The 19,256-nt window shown below is 66.8% G+C and carries 19 protein-coding genes; 8 read left to right on the forward strand and 11 right to left on the reverse strand.

The genetic code is table 11. The annotated features are described in order from the left end of the window. Nucleotides 1-85 precede the first annotated feature (85 nt). Together R1L06_RS14450 and R1L06_RS14455 are read left to right on the forward strand one after the other, a co-directional pair. Nucleotides 86-1,027: a DegV family protein gene (locus R1L06_RS14450; RefSeq protein WP_032129875.1), complete on the forward strand. Its 942-nt coding sequence runs from the start codon at nucleotides 86-88 to the stop codon at nucleotides 1,025-1,027. A 77-nt stretch (nucleotides 1,028-1,104) separates the two neighbouring features. Then, nucleotides 1,105-1,443, forward strand: coding sequence for a hypothetical protein (locus tag R1L06_RS14455; RefSeq protein ID WP_032129876.1), 339 nt, complete (start codon nucleotides 1,105-1,107; stop codon nucleotides 1,441-1,443). Between the two features lie 144 nt (nucleotides 1,444-1,587). Here R1L06_RS14455 and R1L06_RS14460 read toward each other — a convergent pair whose 3' ends face one another. From R1L06_RS14460 to R1L06_RS14475, 4 genes are all read right to left on the reverse strand, one after another. Further along, on the reverse strand, nucleotides 1,588-3,000 hold the full coding sequence (locus R1L06_RS14460) for an efflux transporter outer membrane subunit (RefSeq protein ID WP_317218049.1): 1,413 nt from the start codon (nucleotides 2,998-3,000) through the stop codon (nucleotides 1,588-1,590). Further along, the gene (locus R1L06_RS14465; RefSeq protein WP_006384446.1) at nucleotides 2,997-4,079 is read right to left on the reverse strand and encodes an HlyD family secretion protein; all 1,083 of its coding nucleotides are present in this window, start codon (nucleotides 4,077-4,079) and stop codon (nucleotides 2,997-2,999) included. Before R1L06_RS14465 ends, R1L06_RS14460 begins: the two co-directional genes overlap by 4 nt. 21 nt (nucleotides 4,080-4,100) lie before the next feature. Next, the gene (locus tag R1L06_RS14470) at nucleotides 4,101-5,630 is read right to left on the reverse strand and encodes an MFS transporter (protein WP_032129878.1); all 1,530 of its coding nucleotides are present in this window, start codon (nucleotides 5,628-5,630) and stop codon (nucleotides 4,101-4,103) included. 153 nt (nucleotides 5,631-5,783) lie between these two features. Continuing rightward, nucleotides 5,784-6,701: a LysR family transcriptional regulator gene (locus R1L06_RS14475; protein WP_032129879.1), complete on the reverse strand. Its 918-nt coding sequence runs from the start codon at nucleotides 6,699-6,701 to the stop codon at nucleotides 5,784-5,786. A gap of 141 nt (nucleotides 6,702-6,842) precedes the next feature. Between R1L06_RS14475 and R1L06_RS14480 the strand changes: the two genes are divergently transcribed. Both R1L06_RS14480 and R1L06_RS14485 read left to right on the forward strand, forming a co-directional pair. Then, nucleotides 6,843-7,289, forward strand: coding sequence for a universal stress protein (locus tag R1L06_RS14480; protein WP_032129880.1), 447 nt, complete (start codon nucleotides 6,843-6,845; stop codon nucleotides 7,287-7,289). 5 nt (nucleotides 7,290-7,294) lie between these two features. Next, complete coding sequence (locus tag R1L06_RS14485) at nucleotides 7,295-7,765, forward strand: hypothetical protein (RefSeq protein ID WP_049400257.1); 471 nt, start codon at nucleotides 7,295-7,297, stop codon at nucleotides 7,763-7,765. A gap of 54 nt (nucleotides 7,766-7,819) precedes the next feature. Here R1L06_RS14485 and R1L06_RS14490 read toward each other — a convergent pair whose 3' ends face one another. From R1L06_RS14490 to frmR, 5 genes are all read right to left on the reverse strand, one after another. Beyond that, nucleotides 7,820-9,256 carry a GGDEF domain-containing protein gene (locus R1L06_RS14490; protein ID WP_317218050.1) on the reverse strand — a complete coding sequence of 479 codons (1,437 nt, stop codon included), beginning with the start codon at nucleotides 9,254-9,256 and terminating at the stop codon, nucleotides 7,820-7,822. Nucleotides 9,257-9,269: 13 nt separating this feature from the next. Further along, the gene (gene fghA / locus R1L06_RS14495; protein ID WP_317218051.1) at nucleotides 9,270-10,100 is read right to left on the reverse strand and encodes an S-formylglutathione hydrolase; all 831 of its coding nucleotides are present in this window, start codon (nucleotides 10,098-10,100) and stop codon (nucleotides 9,270-9,272) included. A 63-nt stretch (nucleotides 10,101-10,163) separates the two neighbouring features. Next, nucleotides 10,164-10,523 (reverse strand): YqcC family protein, encoded by a 360-nt coding sequence (locus R1L06_RS14500; RefSeq protein ID WP_012512081.1) that lies wholly within the window; start codon nucleotides 10,521-10,523, stop codon nucleotides 10,164-10,166. 8 nt (nucleotides 10,524-10,531) lie between these two features. Then, nucleotides 10,532-11,641, reverse strand: a complete 1,110-nt coding sequence (locus tag R1L06_RS14505) for an S-(hydroxymethyl)glutathione dehydrogenase/class III alcohol dehydrogenase (protein WP_012512082.1) — start codon at nucleotides 11,639-11,641, stop codon at nucleotides 10,532-10,534. Between the two features lie 57 nt (nucleotides 11,642-11,698). Beyond that, nucleotides 11,699-11,974, reverse strand: coding sequence for a formaldehyde-responsive transcriptional repressor FrmR (gene frmR, locus R1L06_RS14510; protein ID WP_005411009.1), 276 nt, complete (start codon nucleotides 11,972-11,974; stop codon nucleotides 11,699-11,701). 212 nt (nucleotides 11,975-12,186) lie between these two features. Here frmR and R1L06_RS14515 point away from each other — a divergent pair, with 212 nt between their 5' ends. After that, entirely contained in the window at nucleotides 12,187-15,276 is a 3,090-nt protein-coding gene (locus tag R1L06_RS14515; RefSeq protein WP_317218052.1) for a TonB-dependent receptor domain-containing protein, read from the forward strand. Nucleotides 15,277-15,410: 134 nt separating this feature from the next. Further along, a complete protein-coding gene (locus tag R1L06_RS14520; RefSeq protein WP_317218053.1) occupies nucleotides 15,411-15,908 on the forward strand; it encodes an Imm70 family immunity protein in 498 nt (165 codons plus the stop codon). 8 nt (nucleotides 15,909-15,916) lie between these two features. On the opposite strand, the gene R1L06_RS14525 is transcribed toward R1L06_RS14520, so the two are convergent. After that, nucleotides 15,917-16,822, reverse strand: a complete 906-nt coding sequence (locus tag R1L06_RS14525) for a LysR family transcriptional regulator (protein ID WP_317218054.1) — start codon at nucleotides 16,820-16,822, stop codon at nucleotides 15,917-15,919. 129 nt (nucleotides 16,823-16,951) lie between these two features. On the opposite strand from R1L06_RS14525, the gene R1L06_RS14530 reads away from it, so the two are divergent. Both R1L06_RS14530 and R1L06_RS14535 read left to right on the forward strand, forming a co-directional pair. Then, nucleotides 16,952-18,055, forward strand: a complete 1,104-nt coding sequence (locus R1L06_RS14530) for an alkene reductase (RefSeq protein WP_317218055.1) — start codon at nucleotides 16,952-16,954, stop codon at nucleotides 18,053-18,055. Between the two features lie 59 nt (nucleotides 18,056-18,114). Then, on the forward strand, nucleotides 18,115-18,531 hold the full coding sequence (locus tag R1L06_RS14535) for a VOC family protein (RefSeq protein ID WP_317218056.1): 417 nt from the start codon (nucleotides 18,115-18,117) through the stop codon (nucleotides 18,529-18,531). 12 nt (nucleotides 18,532-18,543) lie between these two features. Here R1L06_RS14535 and R1L06_RS14540 read toward each other — a convergent pair whose 3' ends face one another. Then, nucleotides 18,544-19,239, reverse strand: a complete 696-nt coding sequence (locus R1L06_RS14540) for a DAPG hydrolase family protein (RefSeq protein ID WP_049421839.1) — start codon at nucleotides 19,237-19,239, stop codon at nucleotides 18,544-18,546. Nucleotides 19,240-19,256: the final 17 nt, after the last annotated feature.

Raw genomic sequence — 19,256 nt, forward strand, 5'->3', positions numbered from 1 at the left:
GCGCGTTTCCCTCGCGCGCCTGGCTGGGATTTGAGATAGATTTCACGTTTCCGAACCTACAACCGCCCTGGAGGGGGAGCCGCGGATGCGCATCGGAATCGTCGTCGACTCGGCCTGCGACCTGCCGCCGGACTTCATCGCCACCCACAACATCGTGCTGCTGCCGATCACCGTACGCATCGGCGAAGCGGTGCTGGCCGATCATCGCGATGAACAGGCCACACTGAGCTTCCTGCACGCGCACGTGGCCGAACACGGTGCTGAAGCGGAAACCATCCCCTTCAGCGTCAACCAGATCCGCGACCTGTTCCTGCAGCAGTTGGTGATCGATTACGACCACGTGTTCTGCATGACCATCACCAAGACCCGCAGCCCGATCCATGACAACGCGCTGCAGGCCAGCTTCGCCATCCTCAACGACTACAAGCCGGTGCGGCAGGCAGCGGGTTACAACTCGCCGTTCGCGCTGCGCGTGCTCGACACCCAGAACCTGTTCGCCGCGCAGGCGGTGACCGCAGTGGAAGCGGTGCGCCTGCGCGACAGCAACGCCAGCGTGCAGCAGATCCGCGAGCGGCTGGAGGAGCTGGCCAGCAACGTGCACGGCTACATGGTCACCCGCGACCTGTACTACATGCGCGCGCGTGCGCGGCACAAGGGCGACCGCAGTGTCGGCCTGCTCAGCGCCGCACTGGGCAGTGCGCTGGACATCAAGCCGGTGCTGCACGGTTACCGCGGCGAGACCGGACCGGTGGCCAAGATCAAGGGCTTCGACAACGCCGTGCAGAAGTTGTTCGCGGTAGTTGGCCAGCGCGTACGCGCCGGGCTGATGACACCGACGGTGTGCGTCAGCTACGGCGGTGAGCTGGAAGAGCTGCGCACCTTGCCCGGCTATGCACAGCTGAAAGAGGTCTGCGCCACCCATGGCGTGACCGTGTACGAATCGGTGATGAGCCTGACCGGCATGGTCAACGTCGGCAAGGGCGCGGTCACCGTGGGCTTCGCCGATGGGCCGCATCGGTTCGAGTGAGGCCCCGACGCGGCGCGGATCTGCACATCGATTCCACCGCGGTTATGCCAGTCTTCCCGCACTTCAAGGAGAACTCCATGCCTGCGCAGTACCACATCAGCCTGCCCGACCCGTCCAAGGCCCGCGGCAATGACCCTGACCTGTCCTTCCATTCGCAGGGCGCCGCCGGTTTCGCCGAAGAGCTGCAGGATGCGCTGCGCAATGGCAGCCTGTTCGAGCGCTGGAAGGCCAAGCAGCCTGACCCGGACGCGGTGGAACCGCAGTGGGGCGTGACCGATCCGGATGCCACCGTGACCGGCGAGCAGAAGGACCTGCGCATCAACCTGGTGGCCACCACCCGCATCGACAGTGACGTGTTCAAGCAGCGCCTGCGCCTGCTGGCAGGCCACCATTGGGAACTGCGCGACGTGCGTTGAGGCCCCGCTCTGGTAGATGCCAACCTTGGTTGGCGCTTCCTAAAAGAGCTGCCAACCAAGGTTGGCAACTACCGGGGCACACGGTAGTGCCGGCCGCTGGCCGGCAACCGCAACATCCATGGAGGTGCCGGCCAGCGGCCGGCACTACCAGCCGCCGCCCAGCGCGCGGTACAGCTCCACCCGCGCGATAGCAGCCGTGGCCTGGCTGTTGGCCAGTGCAGCCTGGTTGTCCAGCGCGATGCGCTGGGTGGTCAGCACATCCAGCATGTCGACCACGCCAGCCTGGTACTGCCGGCGCGCCGCGCCCAGTGCGCTCTCGCTCTCGTCCACCGCCACATGCAGCTGCACCGTGCGCTGCTGCTCGGCGGCATAGCCATCGATGGCGTCGTCCACTTCATGCCAGGCCTGCAGCACGGTACGGCGGAACTGCAGCGCCGACTGTTGCTGCTGCAGCCTGCTCAGCGCGAGGTTGGCCTTCAGCCGCCCGCCCTGGAAGATCGGTACGCTGATGGACGGCCCGATGCTGAAGCGGTGCGCGTTCCACCCATCCAGATCATCCAGCTGCTTGGCCTGGAACCCAGCGTCGCCATTCAAGGTGATGCGCGGCAGGAAACTGGCCTTGGCCACGCCGATGCCGGCGGTTGCCGCATGCAGTGCCGCTTCGGCACGACGGATGTCCGGGCGACGCTCGGCCAGTTCGCTGGGCACCCCCACCGCTACGGCCGGCAGCGCCGGCCAGTCGCGGCGTGCATCCTGCAGCTGCGCGTCCAGCGCCTGCGGCGGCTGCGCCAGCAGCAACGCCAGCGCATTGCGCAGCTGCGATTCACGATGCCGCAGCGGCGCGATGCGGGCCTGCAGCGATGCCACCTGCGCGGACGCGCTGGACACCTGCAGCGTGCTGGCCACGCCCTGTTGCTGGCGTGCCTCGGTCAGGCGCTTCATGTCGAGGGCAATGCTGAGGTTGTCCTCGGTGATCGCCAGCAGCTGCCGCGTCGCGCGCAGCTGCAGGTAATCACGCGCGGTTTCCGCCAGCAGCGCGATGCGCACCGCGTGTGCATCCTCCTCGGCGATCTGCACGCGTGCGTCGGCCGCTTCCACCTGGCGGCGCACACGCCCCCACAGGTCCAGTTCCCAGCTCAGGCCGATGCCGGCCTGGAACAGCCCGTAGTCATCACGGCCGCCGTTGCCGGACGGATCATTCAGGCCCACCTCGCTGTTGCGTGCACGCACGCCACTGGCGCTCGCGCTGACGCTGGGCAGGCGATCGGCGGCGGTGATGCCACGTGCGGCGCGGCTCTGCTGCACGCGGTTGGCGGCCAGCTGCAGGTCCAGGTTGGCCGCGAGCACCTGGCCGGCAAGCTGCCCCAGCAGTGGATCGTCGAAGCCGGCCCACCAGGCCGCGTCCTGGTCGATGGCGTTGCCGGCGACCGCCTCACCCTGCCAGTGGCTGGGCAGTTCCGCCTGCGGGCGTACGAAGTCCGGACCCATCGTGCAGGCAGCCAGGGCCGTGCACAGGCTGGCCGCAACGAAGGTGCGGAACAGGGTGACTGCGCTCATGCACCCTCCCCGCTCTTGTGGCCCGGACTGTGCTGCACACTCTGCGCGCGGGCGCGGCTGCCCAGGTCAACACTGGCTTCCACCGACATGCCGGCACGCAGCTGGTCCAGCAGTGGCTGGCCGGGTTCCAGCACGATCTTGACCGGAATGCGCTGCACCACCTTGGTGAAGTTGCCGGTGGCGTTTTCCGGTGCGACGGCGGCGAAGGTGACGCCGGTGGCCGGTGCGATGCTGTCGATGTGCCCGCGCAGCGGCTTGCCCGGGAACACGTCCACCTTCAGTTCAACCTGCTGGCCGGCCTGCATGCGGGTCATCTGCGTTTCCTGGAAGTTGGCGACCACGAAGGCGCGCTTCAGCGGTACCACCGCAGCCACCGGCGTACCCGGGGTCAGGTAAGCGCCCACGCGTACCGCACGGCGGCCGACCATGCCGTCGATCGGCGCGCGCAGCACGGTGTGCGACAGGTCCAGTTCGGCACGCGCCTGCGCCGCTTCTGCACGCTGTACCGCCGCCTGTGCGGCCTGCACGCCAGCGCTGAGGATGTCGGTGCGCTGGCGTGCGGTCGACAGCGCGGCCTGGCCCTGCTGCAGATGCGCACTGGCCACGGCCTGCTTCGACTGCGCCTGCTGGGCGTTCTGCACGGTACCGGCGCCATCACGGGCAAGCTCGCGGTAACGCTGCTGGTCGGCGCTGGCCAGGGTCAGTTCGGAACGGCTGACATCGACACTGGCCCTGGCCTGTTCGATCAGCGAGTCCTGCTGGGCCAGTGCGGCCTGCGCGTTGGCCAGCTGTGCACGGGCGTTGGCGAGGTCTGCACGGGCCGCCTGCAGGGCCACCTGGTAGTCGCGGTCGTCGATGCGGGCAAGCACGTCGCCCGCCTTCACCGACTGGTTGTCCTCTACTTCCACGGCACTGACGAAGCCGGGAATCTTCGGCGCAACCAGCGTGTAGTCGGCAACGACATAGGCATTGTTGGTGGTCTGGTGACCGCCGTCGCGCAGCAGCAGCCAGGCACCGATGGCCAGGGCCAGCACGCCCAGGCCCAGGCCGGTATTGAGAGTGGTTCGATTGATCGTCATGAGGGGGTTCCTGCGAAAGGTTCAGGCCACGGCACGTGGCGGATGGATGCGGGTGGGCATCCAGGCAATGAGGGGAATGAAGGCCAGCGCCACCAGCGCGACCACCCAGTACAGGTCGGCCGAGGTCAGCGCCTGCACCTGTGCATGCAGGCGCGCACCCAGCTGCGGGCCCTCGGCCAGCCACGGCTGCTCGCCAAGGCGGTCGACCAGTACGGTGGAATGGAAATGACGGCGGCCCTGGGCGACGGCATCCAGCACGCCGCTGGCGAGCACGGCAGCAAAGCCCTTGACCGTGTTGAACCACGCCGAGGCGAACGGACCGTCCTGCGGTGCCAGCCCGCCAGTGGCCAGCATCAGCAGCGGCAACACCGCCATCGGCTGGGCGAATACCTGCAGCAGCTGTACCCACAGGAAGTTGTCGCGGATCCAGGCCACATCCAGGTGCGAGCCCAGCCAGCAGGCCAGCGCCAGCATCGCCAGGCCGGTGGCCTGCACCCAGCGGCAATCCACTGCGCGGATGTTCAACAACGCCGCCACCAACGGCAGTGCGATCACCTGTGGCAGCGCCACCCACAGCAGCATCGGTGCGGTCTGCAATGGCCGGTAGCCCTGCACGCTGGCCAGGAATCCGGAGGGAATCGAGATCACTGCCAGCAGCACGAACAGCACGCCGCCCAGCGTCACCAGCGAGTAGCTGAGGTTGCGGTTGGCCAGCAGCTGCAGCTTGAAGAACGGCAGCGGGTGGAACCATTCATTGATCATGAACAGCACCATCAGGCCGGCGCCGCCACCGATCATCAGGGTGATCATCGGCGAGTCGAACCAGTTCAGGCGCGGGCCCTGCACCAGGCCCAGCACCAGCAGCACCAGCGCCGGCAGGCCCAGCGCCAGGCCCACGCCATCGAACTGGGCAAAACGCTCCAGCCGCAGCGGGTCCTGCGGCAGGCCCCAGCTGACCATCGCCATGGCAGCCAGGCAGTACGGCACGATCTGCCAGAACGCCCAGTGCCAGCCCACCTGCTCGACCCAGAACGCGGCCAGCGGCGTGCCCATGCTCGGGCCGAAGGTAGCGGTCAACGCGTAACCCGCCAGGCCATACAGCTTGATGCCCGGCGGCAGGAAGCGCAGTGCCACGCTCATCAGCAGCGGCGGCAGCGCACCACCACACAGCCCCTGCAGCGCGCGCAGCAGCAGGAACACCTGCAGGTTCGGGGCAAGCGGGCAGAGCACGCCCAGCACCATGAAGCCACCGATCATCGCCAGCGCGAAGCGGCGCAGCGAGAAGGTGGCGGCACACCACGGGGCGAAGGCCATCGCGCTGACCGACATCGCGCTGTAGAGGGCGACGATCCAGCTGCCGTCATCGACGCTGAAACCCATCGCACCGCGGATGTCGGCCAGGGCGACCTTGGTGATGTTCTCGTTGAAGCCCGACACCAGCACCGCCAGCAGCACGCCACACAGGCCGACCAGAACGCGGCGGTCGAGCCCGGGGGCGGCGGCAGGACGGGGCGCAGCAGCGGCCGGGACAGCGGCGGCCGGCGTACTCATCGCCGGGCACCGATCCGTGCAGTGCACGGCATGTTGGGGGTCATTGGAATGCGCTCAGTGAAACTCCGGGGAGCGCAGTCTAGGGAGCTGGTACCCTGCGAAAAATGGCGCAGCCCGCATCCCAGGCGTGCGTCACGCGCACGCATGAAAGTGTCAGCGCGGAGCCTCCCCTGCGCTTTCGCACATGGTCTTGATCGAGCGCCGCAGCCACTGGTGCGCAGCATCGTTGTCAAGCCGCGGGTGCCAGGCCTGGACGATGGCGGCGGTGCGCACCGGGATCGGCAGCGGGAACAGGCGCAGCGGCAGGCGCATGCTGACGATCCGCTCCAGCATCACGCTCGGCATCTGCGGCAGGATCAGGTCCGACTCGGCGGCAGCGAAGATCGCGCCGTGGAAGGTCGGGCTGATCAGCGCCACCCGCCGCTGCAGGCCCAGCGTGGCCAGGTCGTCATCGATCGGGCCACGCGGCAGCCCCCGCCGCGACACCGCGATGTGGTCGCAGGCAGCAAAACGCTCGGCGCTGATCTCCTCATCGAACAACGGATGATCTTCGCGCGCGGCGCCCATGAACGAGGTACTGAACAGGTTCTGCACCTTGGTATCGGGTGCATGCTTGCCGGCGGTGCTGATGTACAGGTCGATCCGGCCCTGCGCCATCGCGTCGTCGTCGGTATCGCCCTCGGGCACGAAGCGCAGTACCGCACGCGGCGCCTGCTGGCGGAACAGTTCACGCAGGCGTCCGCCGAATCCACCGATGAAGACATCATTGGCGCGGACATTGAAGGTGCGCTCCAGGGTGCGCAGGTCGATCTCGCGACCGGCGTTGAACACACGGTGGGCCTGCTCGATCACATCGCGGACCTGCTCACGCAGCTGCAGCGCGCGGGGCGTGGGGGCCAGACCGCGGCCGGCACGCACCAGCACCGGGTCGCCCAGCGCGGTGCGGATCCGGCCCAGGGTACGGCTCATCGCCGGCGCGCTCAGGTTCATCCGCCGCGCGGCGGCGGCCACGCTGCATTCGTCAATCAGCACGTCCAGTGCCAGCAACAGGTTCAGGTCCGGCAGGGGCATGACAGTCTCCAGTAAATCAGATGACTCTACGACACTTGTAACCACAGCGGATTGCGTTTTACGCATTCATTGACTGCCGCGCACGGCATGGGTGCGCGCAGTGACATCGGCGACCATCCCCGGCCTGCCAAGGAGACATCCATGTTCAATACCCTGCTGGTCGCCCTGGACGGTGGCCCCCAGCACGCACGCGTGCTGGACCTGGCCGCAGCCATCGCCGGCCCCCACAGCCGCCTGCACCTGCTGTGCGTGCTCGACCCCGAATTCGCGCTGGCGGCCGATGCCAGCGAAGCCGACCGCATCGAGTACCCGGAAGCCGCCCGCCAGCGCTCGCGGGCCGAAGCGGTGCTGGCCGAAGCCCTGGCCGAGCTGCGCGAGCGCGGCGTCGACGCCATCGCGCAGATTCCCTCGGGTGACCCGGGCGAAGTGATCAGCGAGCAGGCCCGGCGCCTGAAGTGCGACCTGATCGTCATCGGCCACCGCCACCTGTCCCGCCTGGAACGCCTGTTCGAACCCTCGATCGGGCAATGGACCATCGACCACGCGCCCTGTCCCGTGCTGGTGGAAACCCGCGACCCACAACCCTAGCAACCATGGCCTCCCGTTCCCCGTTGTTTCCCACCCGCGTCAACTACCGCGCCTTCGGCCGCCAGTTCGGCCGCGGCGAACAGGCACTGCTGGCGGCGATACGCCAGCTGCACGATCCTGATCAACAGGCCGATGGACTCGCCCAGCTGAGCAGCCTCGGTATTGATCCCGAAGGCTGCGACGCGTTCGTCGGCCTGCTGCCGCTGCTGGCCACGCCCACCGCCCCGATCGACCTGCTGCCCGCTGGCTCACCGTTCATCGCGGCCAGCGAACTGGACCTGCTGGTCTGCCTGCTACGCATCGCCCAGTGGCGGCATGCACGCCCGCGCGAAGATGACACGCTGGCACCGTTGCGCCAGCAGCTGGCGCGCTGTGCGATGGCCGTGCAGGCGGCAAACCTGCCGTTGCGCCAGCGCTCGTTGTCACCGGTCGGGCTGAGGCTGCTCGATCCCACTGGCTGGTTGCGGCAGCGCTGACCCGGCCGCGCCGCCCGTGCGCAATCACGCACGGGGACCGGGCACCTGGCGCGCTCAGCAATCCATCCTGCCGTGCGCACTGCCTTCATCGTCGAGCACGTGCGCATGCAGGATCACCTGGTTGCGACCGGCACGCTTGGCGGCGTACAGGCCGGCATCGGCATCCGCCAGCAACTGGTCGGCGCTGGCCAGAGCCGGCGGGTGCAGGTAGCCCACGCCGATGCTGATACTGACCGACCCTTCGGGCAGTGGCAGCGCCGCCACCGCCTCACGCAGGCGCTCGGCCAGCGCCAGCACGCCCGACAGCGGGCTTCCGGGCACGATCACCGCAAATTCCTCGCCGCCGTAACGGGCAACACTGTCACCGGCACGGCCGGCACTGATCTTCAGGACCGTGGCCACGGCCTGCAGGCAGCGGTCCCCGGCCGGATGTCCGTGGCGGTCGTTGAAGACCTTGAAATGGTCGATGTCCAGCAACAGCAGCCCCAGCTCGCTGCCGCTGCGCCGCGCACGGTTCCATTCCGCCAGCAGCAGTGCATCGAACTCACGCCGGTTGGCCACACCGGTCAGGCCATCCTGCCGAGCGAGCTGGTCCAGCGATGCCTGCCGTTCCATCAGGTCCACCTGCAACAGGATGCTGCGCACGCCGAAGCCCAGCGTTGCCACCACGAAGCCAGTGACCGCCAGCGGCCGCGCATGATCAACCACCAGGGTACCGACCACCAGCAGCAGCAATGGCAGGATCATCGGCCCCGCCGCCTGCACCGTTCTGCCCAGCCTCGGGTGCATCACGAACGTCGGCGCTGGCGCCTGGCTCATCGCCAGCAACGCCAGCAGCAGGAACGGCAGGTCGATCAGCAGATCGTTGTAGGCACCGAAGGACTGTTCCGAGGTGTAGTGGTTGATGTAGTACGCCACCATCAGGTAGCCCACCGCGTAGATCGCCAGCGCGCGGAAGAAGTTGCGCCGCTCCGGAACGTCGCCCACCAGCCAGCGCACCACCGCGAACCCGGCAATGCACAGATTCTGGATATCGAACATGCGCTGCATGTTGGACAACGCGTGGTCGTCGATGTCGACGCGCGCGGCGAACGACTGCGCATGCACGAAGAACAGCACGCCCAGCAACGCGGCCATCGCCGCGTCGATCAGGCTGATGCTCAGCCGCTCGCGGCGTGCACGGGCCAGGATGAACACCAGCGGCACGCCGTACAGCACATACAGGAACAGGCTGGCCTGCGGCGTGACATCGGCACGGCCGGCACCGAGCGCATCGATCATGTTGACGGCCATGCCACTCGCCCAGAGCAGCAGCGCCAGGGCGGTGGCGCGCCAGCCGAGCGCGGCACGGTCGCGGCGCGCCCGCCACAGGCAGGCCGCCGCCGCCAGCAACGGGGCGCCCGTGAGGAACCCGAAGGAACCCGCACCGGCGGGACCCGGCCACAGGGCCACGACCAGGCCGTGGCACAGCACATACAGCAGCGCCAGCACTACCGGAAAGCCGTCAGCCGTGCAGGGCGCAGGCGTGGTGGGCGATGTGCTCGCCGATGAAACTGGCGATGAAGTAGTAGCTGTGGTCGTAGCCCGGCTGCAGGCGCAGGGTCAGCGGATGACCGGCGGCATCACAGGCCTGCTGCAGGCGCTGCGGTTGCAGCTGGGTCTGCAGGAATTCGTCCGCCTCGCCCTGGTCGACCAGCAACGGCAGGCGCTCAGTGGCCACGGCGACCAGTTCGCTGGCATCCCACTGCGCCCAGTCCGCCGGGTTGTCGCCCAGGTAGGCGTGGAAGGCCTTCTGCCCCCACGGCACGTGGCTGGGCGCAACGATCGGCGAGAACGCCGACACGCTGCGGTAGCGCCCCGGGTTGCGCAGCGCGATCACCAGCGCACCGTGACCGCCCATCGAGTGGCCGCTGATGCCGCGCGCATCGGTGACCGGGAAATTCGCCTCGATCAGTGCCGGCAGTTCCTGCGCCACGTAGTCGTGCATGCGGTAGTGCTTCGCCCACGGTGCACGGGTGGCATTGAGGTAGAACCCCGCCCCCTTGCCCAGGTCATAGCCCTCGGCATCGGCCACGTCATCGCCGCGTGGGCTGGTATCGGGCGCGACGATGATCACGCCATGCTCGGCCGCGTAGCGCTGCGCGCCCGCCTTGGTGATGACGTTCTGCTCGGTGCAGGTCAGCCCGCTCAGCCAGTACAGCACCGGCAGTTTCTGCGTTTCCGCCTGCGGCGGCAGGTACACGGCGAACTGCATGTCGCAGCCCAGCGTGGTGGAATGATGCCGGTAGACGTCCTGCCAGCCGCCGAAACAGGCGCGGTGTTCAATACGTTCCATGGTGCTCTCCTGCGCGGCGCGTCAGCGCACGCGTGCTTCTGGTAGATGCCGACCTTGGTCGGCTTATCCACGCGCGGCGTGGATGCCTTTGTTGATCCGTTCATCCAGCTGCGCCAGCAGGCGCAGCAACGATTCGACGCCAGGCTGGCCATCAAGATTGCGCCAGGCCGCCACGGCCACATCGCTGCGCGGCGGCCACTGTCCGGCTGCGCGCGCTTCATGAAGGCGCGGCAGGAATACCTGCGCAAGCCACTGCTCGAACGGCATGCCATCGTCGCTGCCGAAGGCCGAGGTCACCGCACGCGGTGGCCCCACCTCCCCCACTACCCAACCCAGCGCACGCAACGCCTGCTCGATCGGAACCACCAGGGCCGCGCGCGGGTCTTCCGCACGCGGCCGGCGCAGGGCATCCAGCCAGCCCATGACACGGCTCAGTAGTGGACCACCGAACGGATCGACTTGCCTTCGTGCATCAGGTCGAAGGCTTCGTTGATCTTGTCCAGGTCCATGGTGTGGGTGACGAACGGTGCCAGTTCGATATCGCCCTTCATCGCGTCCTCCACCATGCCCGGCAACTGGCTGCGGCCCTTCACGCCGCCGAAGGCGGTGCCCATCCACTTGCGCCCGGTCACCAGCTGGAACGGACGGGTGGAGATCTCCTGGCCCGAACCGGCCACGCCGATCACCACGCTCTGGCCCCAGCCACGGTGCGCGCATTCCAGCGCCGCGCGCATCACGTTGACGTTGCCGATGCACTCGAAGCTGTGGTCCACGCCCCAGGTGGTCATCTCGACGATGACCTGCTGGATCGGCTTGTCGTAGTCCTTCGGGTTGATGCAGTCGGTGGCGCCGAATTCGCGCGCCAGTTCGAACTTGGACGGGTTGGTGTCCACCGCGATGATGCGGCCGGCCTTGGCCTGGCGCGCACCCTGGATCACCGCCAGGCCGATGCCACCCAGGCCGAACACCGCCACGCTGTCGCCTTCCTGCACCTTGGCGGTGTTGTGCACCGCGCCGATGCCGGTGGTGACGCCACAACCGAGCAGGCAGACGTGCTCCGGGTTCGCGTCCGGATTGATCTTCGCCAGCGAGACTTCGGCCACCACGGTGTACTCGCTGAAGGTCGAGCAACCCATGTAGTGGTACAGCGGCTCGCCGTTGTAGCTGAAGCGGCTGGTGCCGTCGGGCATCACGCCCTTGCCCTGGGTGGCACGCACCGACACGCACAGGTTGGTCTTGCCGCTCTTGCAGAACAGGCACTCGCCACACTCGGCGGTGTACAGCGGAATCACGTGGTCGCCGGGCTTGACGCTGGTCACGCCCTCACCGACCTCCACCACGATGCCGGCGCCTTCATGGCCCAGCACCACCGGGAACAGGCCTTCCGGATCATCGCCGGACAGGGTGAAGGCATCGGTATGGCAGACACCGGTGTGGGTGATCTTGACCAGCACCTCGCCCTTCTTCGGCGGGGCGACGTCGATCTCGACGATCTGCAGCGGCTGGCCGGGACCAAAGGCGACGGCGGCACGGGACTTCATGGTGGACTCTCCAGACATAGGGAAAACGGGATGCATGGCGCGGTGATGCGCCATCGCTTACTTCAGGTACGAGCGGATCAATGCGCTCATGTCGCGCACGCGTTCGGCGCGCTGTTCATCGGAGGCCGCAGGCTGGCCGAACTCCTCGCGCAAATGGGCCTCCATCACCTCGGACATCAGGCCATTGACCGCGCCACGGATGGCGGCGATCTGCTGCAGCACCGGCCCGCAGTCGGCACCGGCTTCCAGCGCGCGGTCCAGCGCATCGCACTGGCCGCGGATACGGCGCACGCGGGCCAGGACCTTCTTCTTCTCTTCGGGGGAGTGCGGCATGGCGGGGCCACCTCGGAACTATACTGGGGGATAGTATACACACAGGGGCGAATGAAGCGATCTGGTGCTGCCGAGGCATGCCCCAGGGACAGATCAGCCCAGTATATGAATGAACAATAAATAGATTCATTTGTTACTTTTTCATGACGTAGGGTGCCTGCCTTCCGCCCGCGTTTACCCCCGAGTCACATTGGCGTGACCAGGGAGAAATCATGTACCGACCGTTGTTCGCCCGCAGTCGCTTGTCTGTCGCGCTGGGTTCGGCATTGGTGCTGGTGGCCGCCGCACCGGCCATGGCGCAGCAGGCCGCCACGCAGGAACAGAAGGCCGAGCCCACCAGCAGCAAGACCCCCGTGCAGCTGGACCGGATGACCGTCACCGGCTCGCGCATCTACCGCGCCGGTTTCGACACGCTCGAGCCCGCCGCGGTGGTCAGCCGTGAATCGATCGAGAACTATGGCGACACCAACCTCATCGATGCCCTGACCCGGATTCCCGGGGTCAGTGCCGGCGTCAGTTCGCGCGGCGACCAGGCCGGTTTCGGTGCGGGCGTCAACTTCGCCAGCAAGTTCGGGCTGGGCAGCAATCGCCTGCTGACCCTGGTCAATGGACGCCGCTTCGTCACCTCTACACCGCCCACCATCTTCGGAGCCGGCGGCGGCTCGGGCATCCAGGTCGACATGAACGCCATTCCCAGCGTCATGGTGCAACGCATTGAAAGCCTGAGCGTTGGCGGTGCACCCACCTATGGCTCGGATGCGATTTCCGGCGTCAACAACATCATCCTGCGCGACCGGTTCGAGGGTGCCGAAGTCGAGCTGGGCTACGGCAGGACCAGCAAGAACGACAACGAGCGCTACTCCTGGTCGGCCATCTTCGGTACCGACTTCGCTGATGGCCGTGGCCACATCGTGGTTGCCGCCGAGCTGGACAACGCCGATGGGGTGAACGCGCTGCAACGCGATTTCTACCGCCAGGGCTACAGCCTGCAGGCCAATCCCACGGCGGCCAATGCCACTGCCCAGCCCCTGCGCCGGCCGACCAATGATGGCCGCATCGACGGCAGCATTCCGTTCAACACCGGGCCCCGCGATGGTATCCCCGACCAGGTCTGGATCCGCAACCGGCGCATTGCCAGCATGACCTTCGGTGGCCTGGTGATGCCGGCCACCGGCAGCTACACGCGCAACGGCCTGGGCGACATCCTTGGCTTCGGCCCGAACAAAGACAAACTGTGGCAGTTCAACAACGAGGGCAAGCTGGTCGAGTTCAATCCCGGCACCAGCTACGCGGGCGGCAACGCCTCCGGCGGTGACGGCCTGAACCTGTTCGAGACGGTGCCGCTGATCGCCGACCTCGAACGACGCTCGGTATTCTCCACCGGCAGCTTCGACTTCACCGACAACGTGCGCGGCTTCTTCGAACTTTCGCGATACGAAGCGACCGCCCGCGAAACCCTCGACCAGAACGTCTACAACGCGGTGTCCTTCGGCAATGCGCGCCTGGACGGCGGCGGTACCGCCAGCGGTGCACTGACCTTCAGCGCCAGCAATCCGTTCCTCAGTGCGGAAACCCGCAAGATCCTCGCCGACAACGGCATCACCTCGTTCCGCCTGTCGCGATCTTCGCGCGACCTGTCGATGAACAACGCCAGCACCGAAACCCGCCTGACCCGTGCGGTGCTCGGCCTGAACGGCTTCTTCGAGGTCGGAAAGCGCAGCTTCAACTGGGAAGCCAGCGTCACCCACGGCCGCGGTGACTTCGACTACCTCGGCACCGGCCTGATCCAGCAGAACTTCATCAATGCGATCAACGTCACCACCGACGCCAGCGGGCGCATCATCTGTGATGCCACCCGCCCGGGCACCACGGCCGATGCGAACTGCCGCCCGCTGAATCTGTTCGGCGAGAACCAGGCGTCGCGCGAAGCCCTGGACTATGTCTCCACCCGGACCGTGGCCAAGGCGCAGACCCGCCAGACCGTCATCAATGCGTCGGTATCCGGCGGCCTGTTCGATCTTCCCGGCGGCGAGCTGTCCGCGGCGGCCGGCTTCGAACACCGCCGCGAAGAAGGCTCCTTCACCCCCAGCGAGTACCAGCGCCTGGGCCAGGGCCGTTCAGTGCCGACCCAGGCGGCGGAAGGCGAGTACCACACCAATGAAGTGTTCGCCGAAGTGCTGGCACCGCTGTTCAATCCCGACTGGGATATCCCGGGCCTGCATCGCCTGGACCTGACCGCCAAGTTCCGCCGCGTCGACAATTCCGTCGCCGGCGCGTTCAATGCGTTCACCTACGGCATCCAGTACGAACCGATCGCCGGCCTGCAGCTGCGCGGCAACAAGACCCAGTCACTGCGCGCGCCCTCCATCGCCGAGCTCTACACCACCCAGCAGCCGGCCTACTACAACATCCCGGAAGTGTGCTCGCTGGACAACATCAGCGGCGGCTCAAATCCGGCGGTGCGTCGCCGCAACTGCCAGGCGTTCTTCGCCGCCTACCCGGGTGCCGATCCGAACACTTTCCGCCAGCAGCCGACCAATACGCTGGGTTCGACCAACGGCAGCACCCGCCTGCAGAACGAAACGGCGAAGTCGTGGACGGCCGGCATCGTGTTCGCCCCAGAATGGATCCCGGGCCTGCGCGTCGCCGCCGACTGGTATGACATCAAGATCAACAACGTGATCACGTCGCTGAGCGCCAACGACATCATCACCGGTTGCTTCGACACTGCCGACTTCAACGCCGCCAACGTGCCCAACGCCAACCGCTTCTGCAGCCTGGTGACGCGTGATCCGAACACCGGCGTGGCTACCAGCATCAAGACCGAGTATGGCAACGGCCCGGTGCTGATGTTCCGTGGCTGGACCGCCGAAGTCGGCTACCGTTGGGACCTGTCGCGCTTCGGCGTACTGGACCTGGACTTCTACGGCTACATGCCGAAGAACCGTGGCCAGGCCGCGAACCGGGACGTGCCGTTCGTCGAACAGGCGGGCAGCTTCAACGAGCCCAAGCGCCAGTTCCGTTGGACCGCCCAGCATCGCATCGGCAACTGGAACTACGGCGTGGCCTCCAACTACACCAGCCGCGCCCAGTACACGATGACCGATACCCCGGAAAGCCGTCAGTACTTCTACCGCGACAGCTGGACCACCTGGGACGCCAACGTCACCTACCGCATCACCGACGCCGCGCGCGTGACGTTGTCGGTGATCAACGTGGGCGATGACATCGGGCCGTTCCCGTATGTGCTGGATGCACTGGGCCGTCGCTACATGGCCAGCCTGCGCTACAACTTCAAGTAGGCCTGGCGCAGCGTTTCCACAGGCGGGGCCCGGTGTACGGGCCCCGCCTTTTTTCAGTTCGCCCTTGGATTCTGCAATGTTTCGTATGGACGTCCCCTCTAGCGGGGCCGACCATCAAGGGAACATCACGCGGAATGAAAATCGATGAAGCACCACCAGAAGATCGCCTACATTCTGCCTGCAGCTCCTGCGAGTCATTGGGGTTCACGCGCATGACAGTCGGCATCCGGCTTGGACAGATCACCGATGAGATAGGAAGTTCCAGCTTCCTGTACGCGTTCTTCTCAACCATCTCCGGGAATCTCGAACCGGATGGATGGGGAAGCCGATTCCCTATCCTCATGAGGCAGCTATATGCCGGCAGACTGCAGCAATCAGATGCTGCCGACGCACTGGCCGAACTGCATATGGTTCGACGTGAGCTGGCCGATCTGCCGCCAGCCCGTGTCATCTGGTCGCTCGAGGATCGAACCCAGCATCCACCGTGGGGAGACGATATCGCTCCCGACATCGACAGCCTGGCGACCTACTTCGTGACCGCACATGGACGCGATCTGATTGCTCTTCTGGCTGAGGTATTTGAAGCACTCCAGGAAGGCGAAGACACGTCCGCCCGGATCGTCGACTACTGATACCCAGCTCAGTCAAACACGCCCTCACCCGCCAACCGGGTCAGCTCATCCACCACGTAGCGCACCTTCGGCCGCAGGTGGCGCGTCGGTGGCCACAGCGCATGGATGTCGATGTGCCGCTGCATGTGCTCGTCCAGCACCGATTGCAGTACGCCGGATTCCAGGTGGCGGCGCACCAGTGAAATGGGCATCTGGCAGATGCCAAGGCCGGCGATGGCCGCTTCAATCACCGCATCGCCGTCATTGAGTTGATACGGCGCATTCGGGATGAATGTCCCTTCGTCATCCTCGCTACCGATCCGCCACCACACCGGTTGCCCGTGGCGGAAGCCGACGATGCTGCGATGCTGTGTCAGTTCCTCCACCGTGCGCGGCACGCCATGTGCCTGCAGGTACGCCGGCGCTGCGCAGGTAACCAGCCGCTGGCGCCCCAGCCGGCGTGCGACCAGATGCTCGGCATGGTGCAGCCCACCAAAACGGATCAGCAGATCGATGCCCTCTTCGACGGGATCGACGAAGTGATCGGTGAAGGTCATCGTCAACTGCAGGTCCGGGTACTGCCGGCACAACCGCAGCAGCACCGGCAGCACCACCAGCCGCCCGAACGAGGACGGCATGTCAATGCGCAGCCGCCCGCTGGGCAGGCCCGCCGAACCCAGACAGGCCTCGGCCGCGGAGATTTCTTCCAGCGCCGTCGCACAGGAGGCGTAGTACGCCTCGCCATCAGTGGTCAGTGCGATGCGCCGCGTAGTGCGATGGAACAGGCGCCCCCCCAGCCGCGCTTCCAGACGGGCGATGGCCTTGCCCACCGCCGAGCGCGAGATGCCCAGCGCGTCTGCCGCCTCGGTGAAGCTGCCCGAGCGTGCGGTCGTGACGAACGTCACCAGGCCATTCAAGGATTCCAGCGGCAGCATCGTTCGCACCCCATTGGGGACAAATAGTCCCCCACCAAGGGAGATCGAAGCGCTTTATGCGCCCGCATGTCAACTCCATCCTGTGTGCATCGCGCCGCTGGCGCTCTTCCCCGCACCGAGATGACCAACATGACCGCCGCCCTGTTCCGTCCGTTCGACCTGACAGGCATCGCCCTGCGCAACCGCATCGCGATGGCCCCGATGACCCGTGCCCGCAACCCCGGCTCGGTCGCCAATGAGCTCACCGCGCAGTACTACCGGCAGCGTGCCAGCGCCGGCCTGATCATCAGCGAAGGCACGCCGGTCTCGCCGCAGGGCCAGGGCTACATCGACGTGCCGGGTATCTGGTCGGCCGAGCAGGTGGCCGGGTGGAAGCTCGTCACCGAGGCGGTGCATGCCGCGCAGGGCACGATCTTCGCCCAGCTCTGGCACGTCGGCCGCATGTCGCATGCCTCGCTGCAGCCCGGGGGTGGGCAACCGGTCAGCGCCGGTACCCGCCCGGTGGCCAGCGCACCGAAGAACACCTCGTTCGTCTATCTGGACGACGGCAGCCGCGGCCATGCCGATCCCACCCCGGCACGTGCACTGGAGACTGCGGAGATCCCCGGCATCATCGACGACTTCGTACGCGGGGCGGACAACGCCATTGCCGCCGGCTTCGACGGCATCGAACTGCATGCCGCCAACGGCTACCTGTTCGAGCAGTTCCTCAACCCGCTCATCAACGAACGCGAGGACCGCTACGGCGGCTCATTGCCGAACCGTGCGCGGTTGATCCTGGAGACGGTCGATGCGATGGCCGAGCGCATCGGCGCGCACCGCATCGGCGTGCGCCTGGCGCCGAACAACCTCACCTTCGACATGCCGTACTACCCCGACAACGAGGCCACCTATCTGTACCTGGCCGAGGAACTGGGCAAGCGCGGGCTGGCCTACGTGCATCTCAACGACAACCTGCAGGCGGGGCAGTCGGTGCTGGGCGAGGCGTTCCTGCAGCAGTTCAAGCAAGCCTACGGTGGCAACGTGATCCTGGCCGGTGGCATGACCCGCGAGCGCGCCCTGCAGCTGGTCGAGGCCGGCACCATCGACCTGGCCGCGTTCGGCCAGCCGTTCATCGCCAATCCGGATCTGGTCGAACGCCTGCAGCGCGACATCGCGCTGGCCACTCCGGACCGCAGCAGCTACTACGGTGGCGGCGAAGCGGGCTACCTCGACTACCCACGCGCACAGTAGATCCACGCCCTGCGTGGATGCGGGCGTACACTGCCCACCCGCATCCACCGGATCTGCCCATGGATACGCCCACCGCATCGTTCATCGTCAACCTCGATGTCCCCGATCTTGCCGCTGCCGAGGACTTCTACATCCGAGTCTTCGGCCTGCGCATCGGGCGCCGTCTAGGCCCAGGCGCCGTGGAGCTGCTCGGTGGGCCAACGCCGCTGTACCTGCTGCAGAACGAGGCCGGCAGCGCCGCCACCGAAGACGGCGACGTGCGCGACTACGAGCGCCATTGGACGCCGCTGCACCTGGACTGGGTGGTGGATGACATCGAGGCGGCACTGGCACGTGCGGTTGCGGCCGGGGCGACGCTCGAACAGCCTGTGCGCGAGCGCCGCTGGGGCCGCATCGCCGTGCTGGCCGATCCGTTCGGGCATGGCTTCTGCCTGATCCAGTTCAGCGGCGAAGGCTACAACGCGCTGGTCGAATGACCGGTGCGCCGTTCACCACGGCAACGGCACTGCTTCACCGTTGGCGCGCTCACCGTAGTACAGCGACGGCAGCAGGCGCGAGAGGAAACTGAACTCCGTGTAGCAGTGCTTGAGCAGGCCCAGGCCGACCGCATCGCCGGCATCGCAGTGCGGATCGGTGCTGTCCAGGCCGAGCACGAAGCGGCTGCGCAGCACACAGCCAAACGGCGTATCGCGCGCCACGTGCAGCATCTGCCCGTCGCAGGGATCACCGTTTGCATCCAGGCGTACGTGGTCGCCAAAGCCGATGCGCGCGGCGATCACTGCCGATACATCGCCTGCATCCTGTGCCGCCTGCAGGCGCTCTGGCACCAGCAACGTGCGCGGGTCATGGAACTTCAGGCGCGCCGCCACCGGCGGGATGTCGGCCAGCGATTCCACCGCGTGGATGCTGGCACCGTGGTAGCTGCGTCCGCGCTGCCAAGCCGCGTCCCAGCCGCGATGCTCGACATGATCGACCGGATGCCACCAGCGGATGTGCTGTGTGGTCTCAAAGAACGTAAACCACCAGTCCAGCATGCGGCCCTTGCAACCGTGCAGATCGGTACGCACCGCCACCAGCAGGGTGCCATCTTCGCGGCGCTGGATGCCGGTTTCCAAGCGCATCGGTGCGGGGTCGAGCAGATCGTGGTGGTCCAGCCAGGCGCGGGCGTTCACAGCGGTATCCATCGGGGTCTCCTGCATGT

This window comes from Stenotrophomonas mexicanensis (assembly GCF_032911605.1).
Taxonomy (GTDB): domain Bacteria; phylum Pseudomonadota; class Gammaproteobacteria; order Xanthomonadales; family Xanthomonadaceae; genus Stenotrophomonas; species Stenotrophomonas maltophilia_A.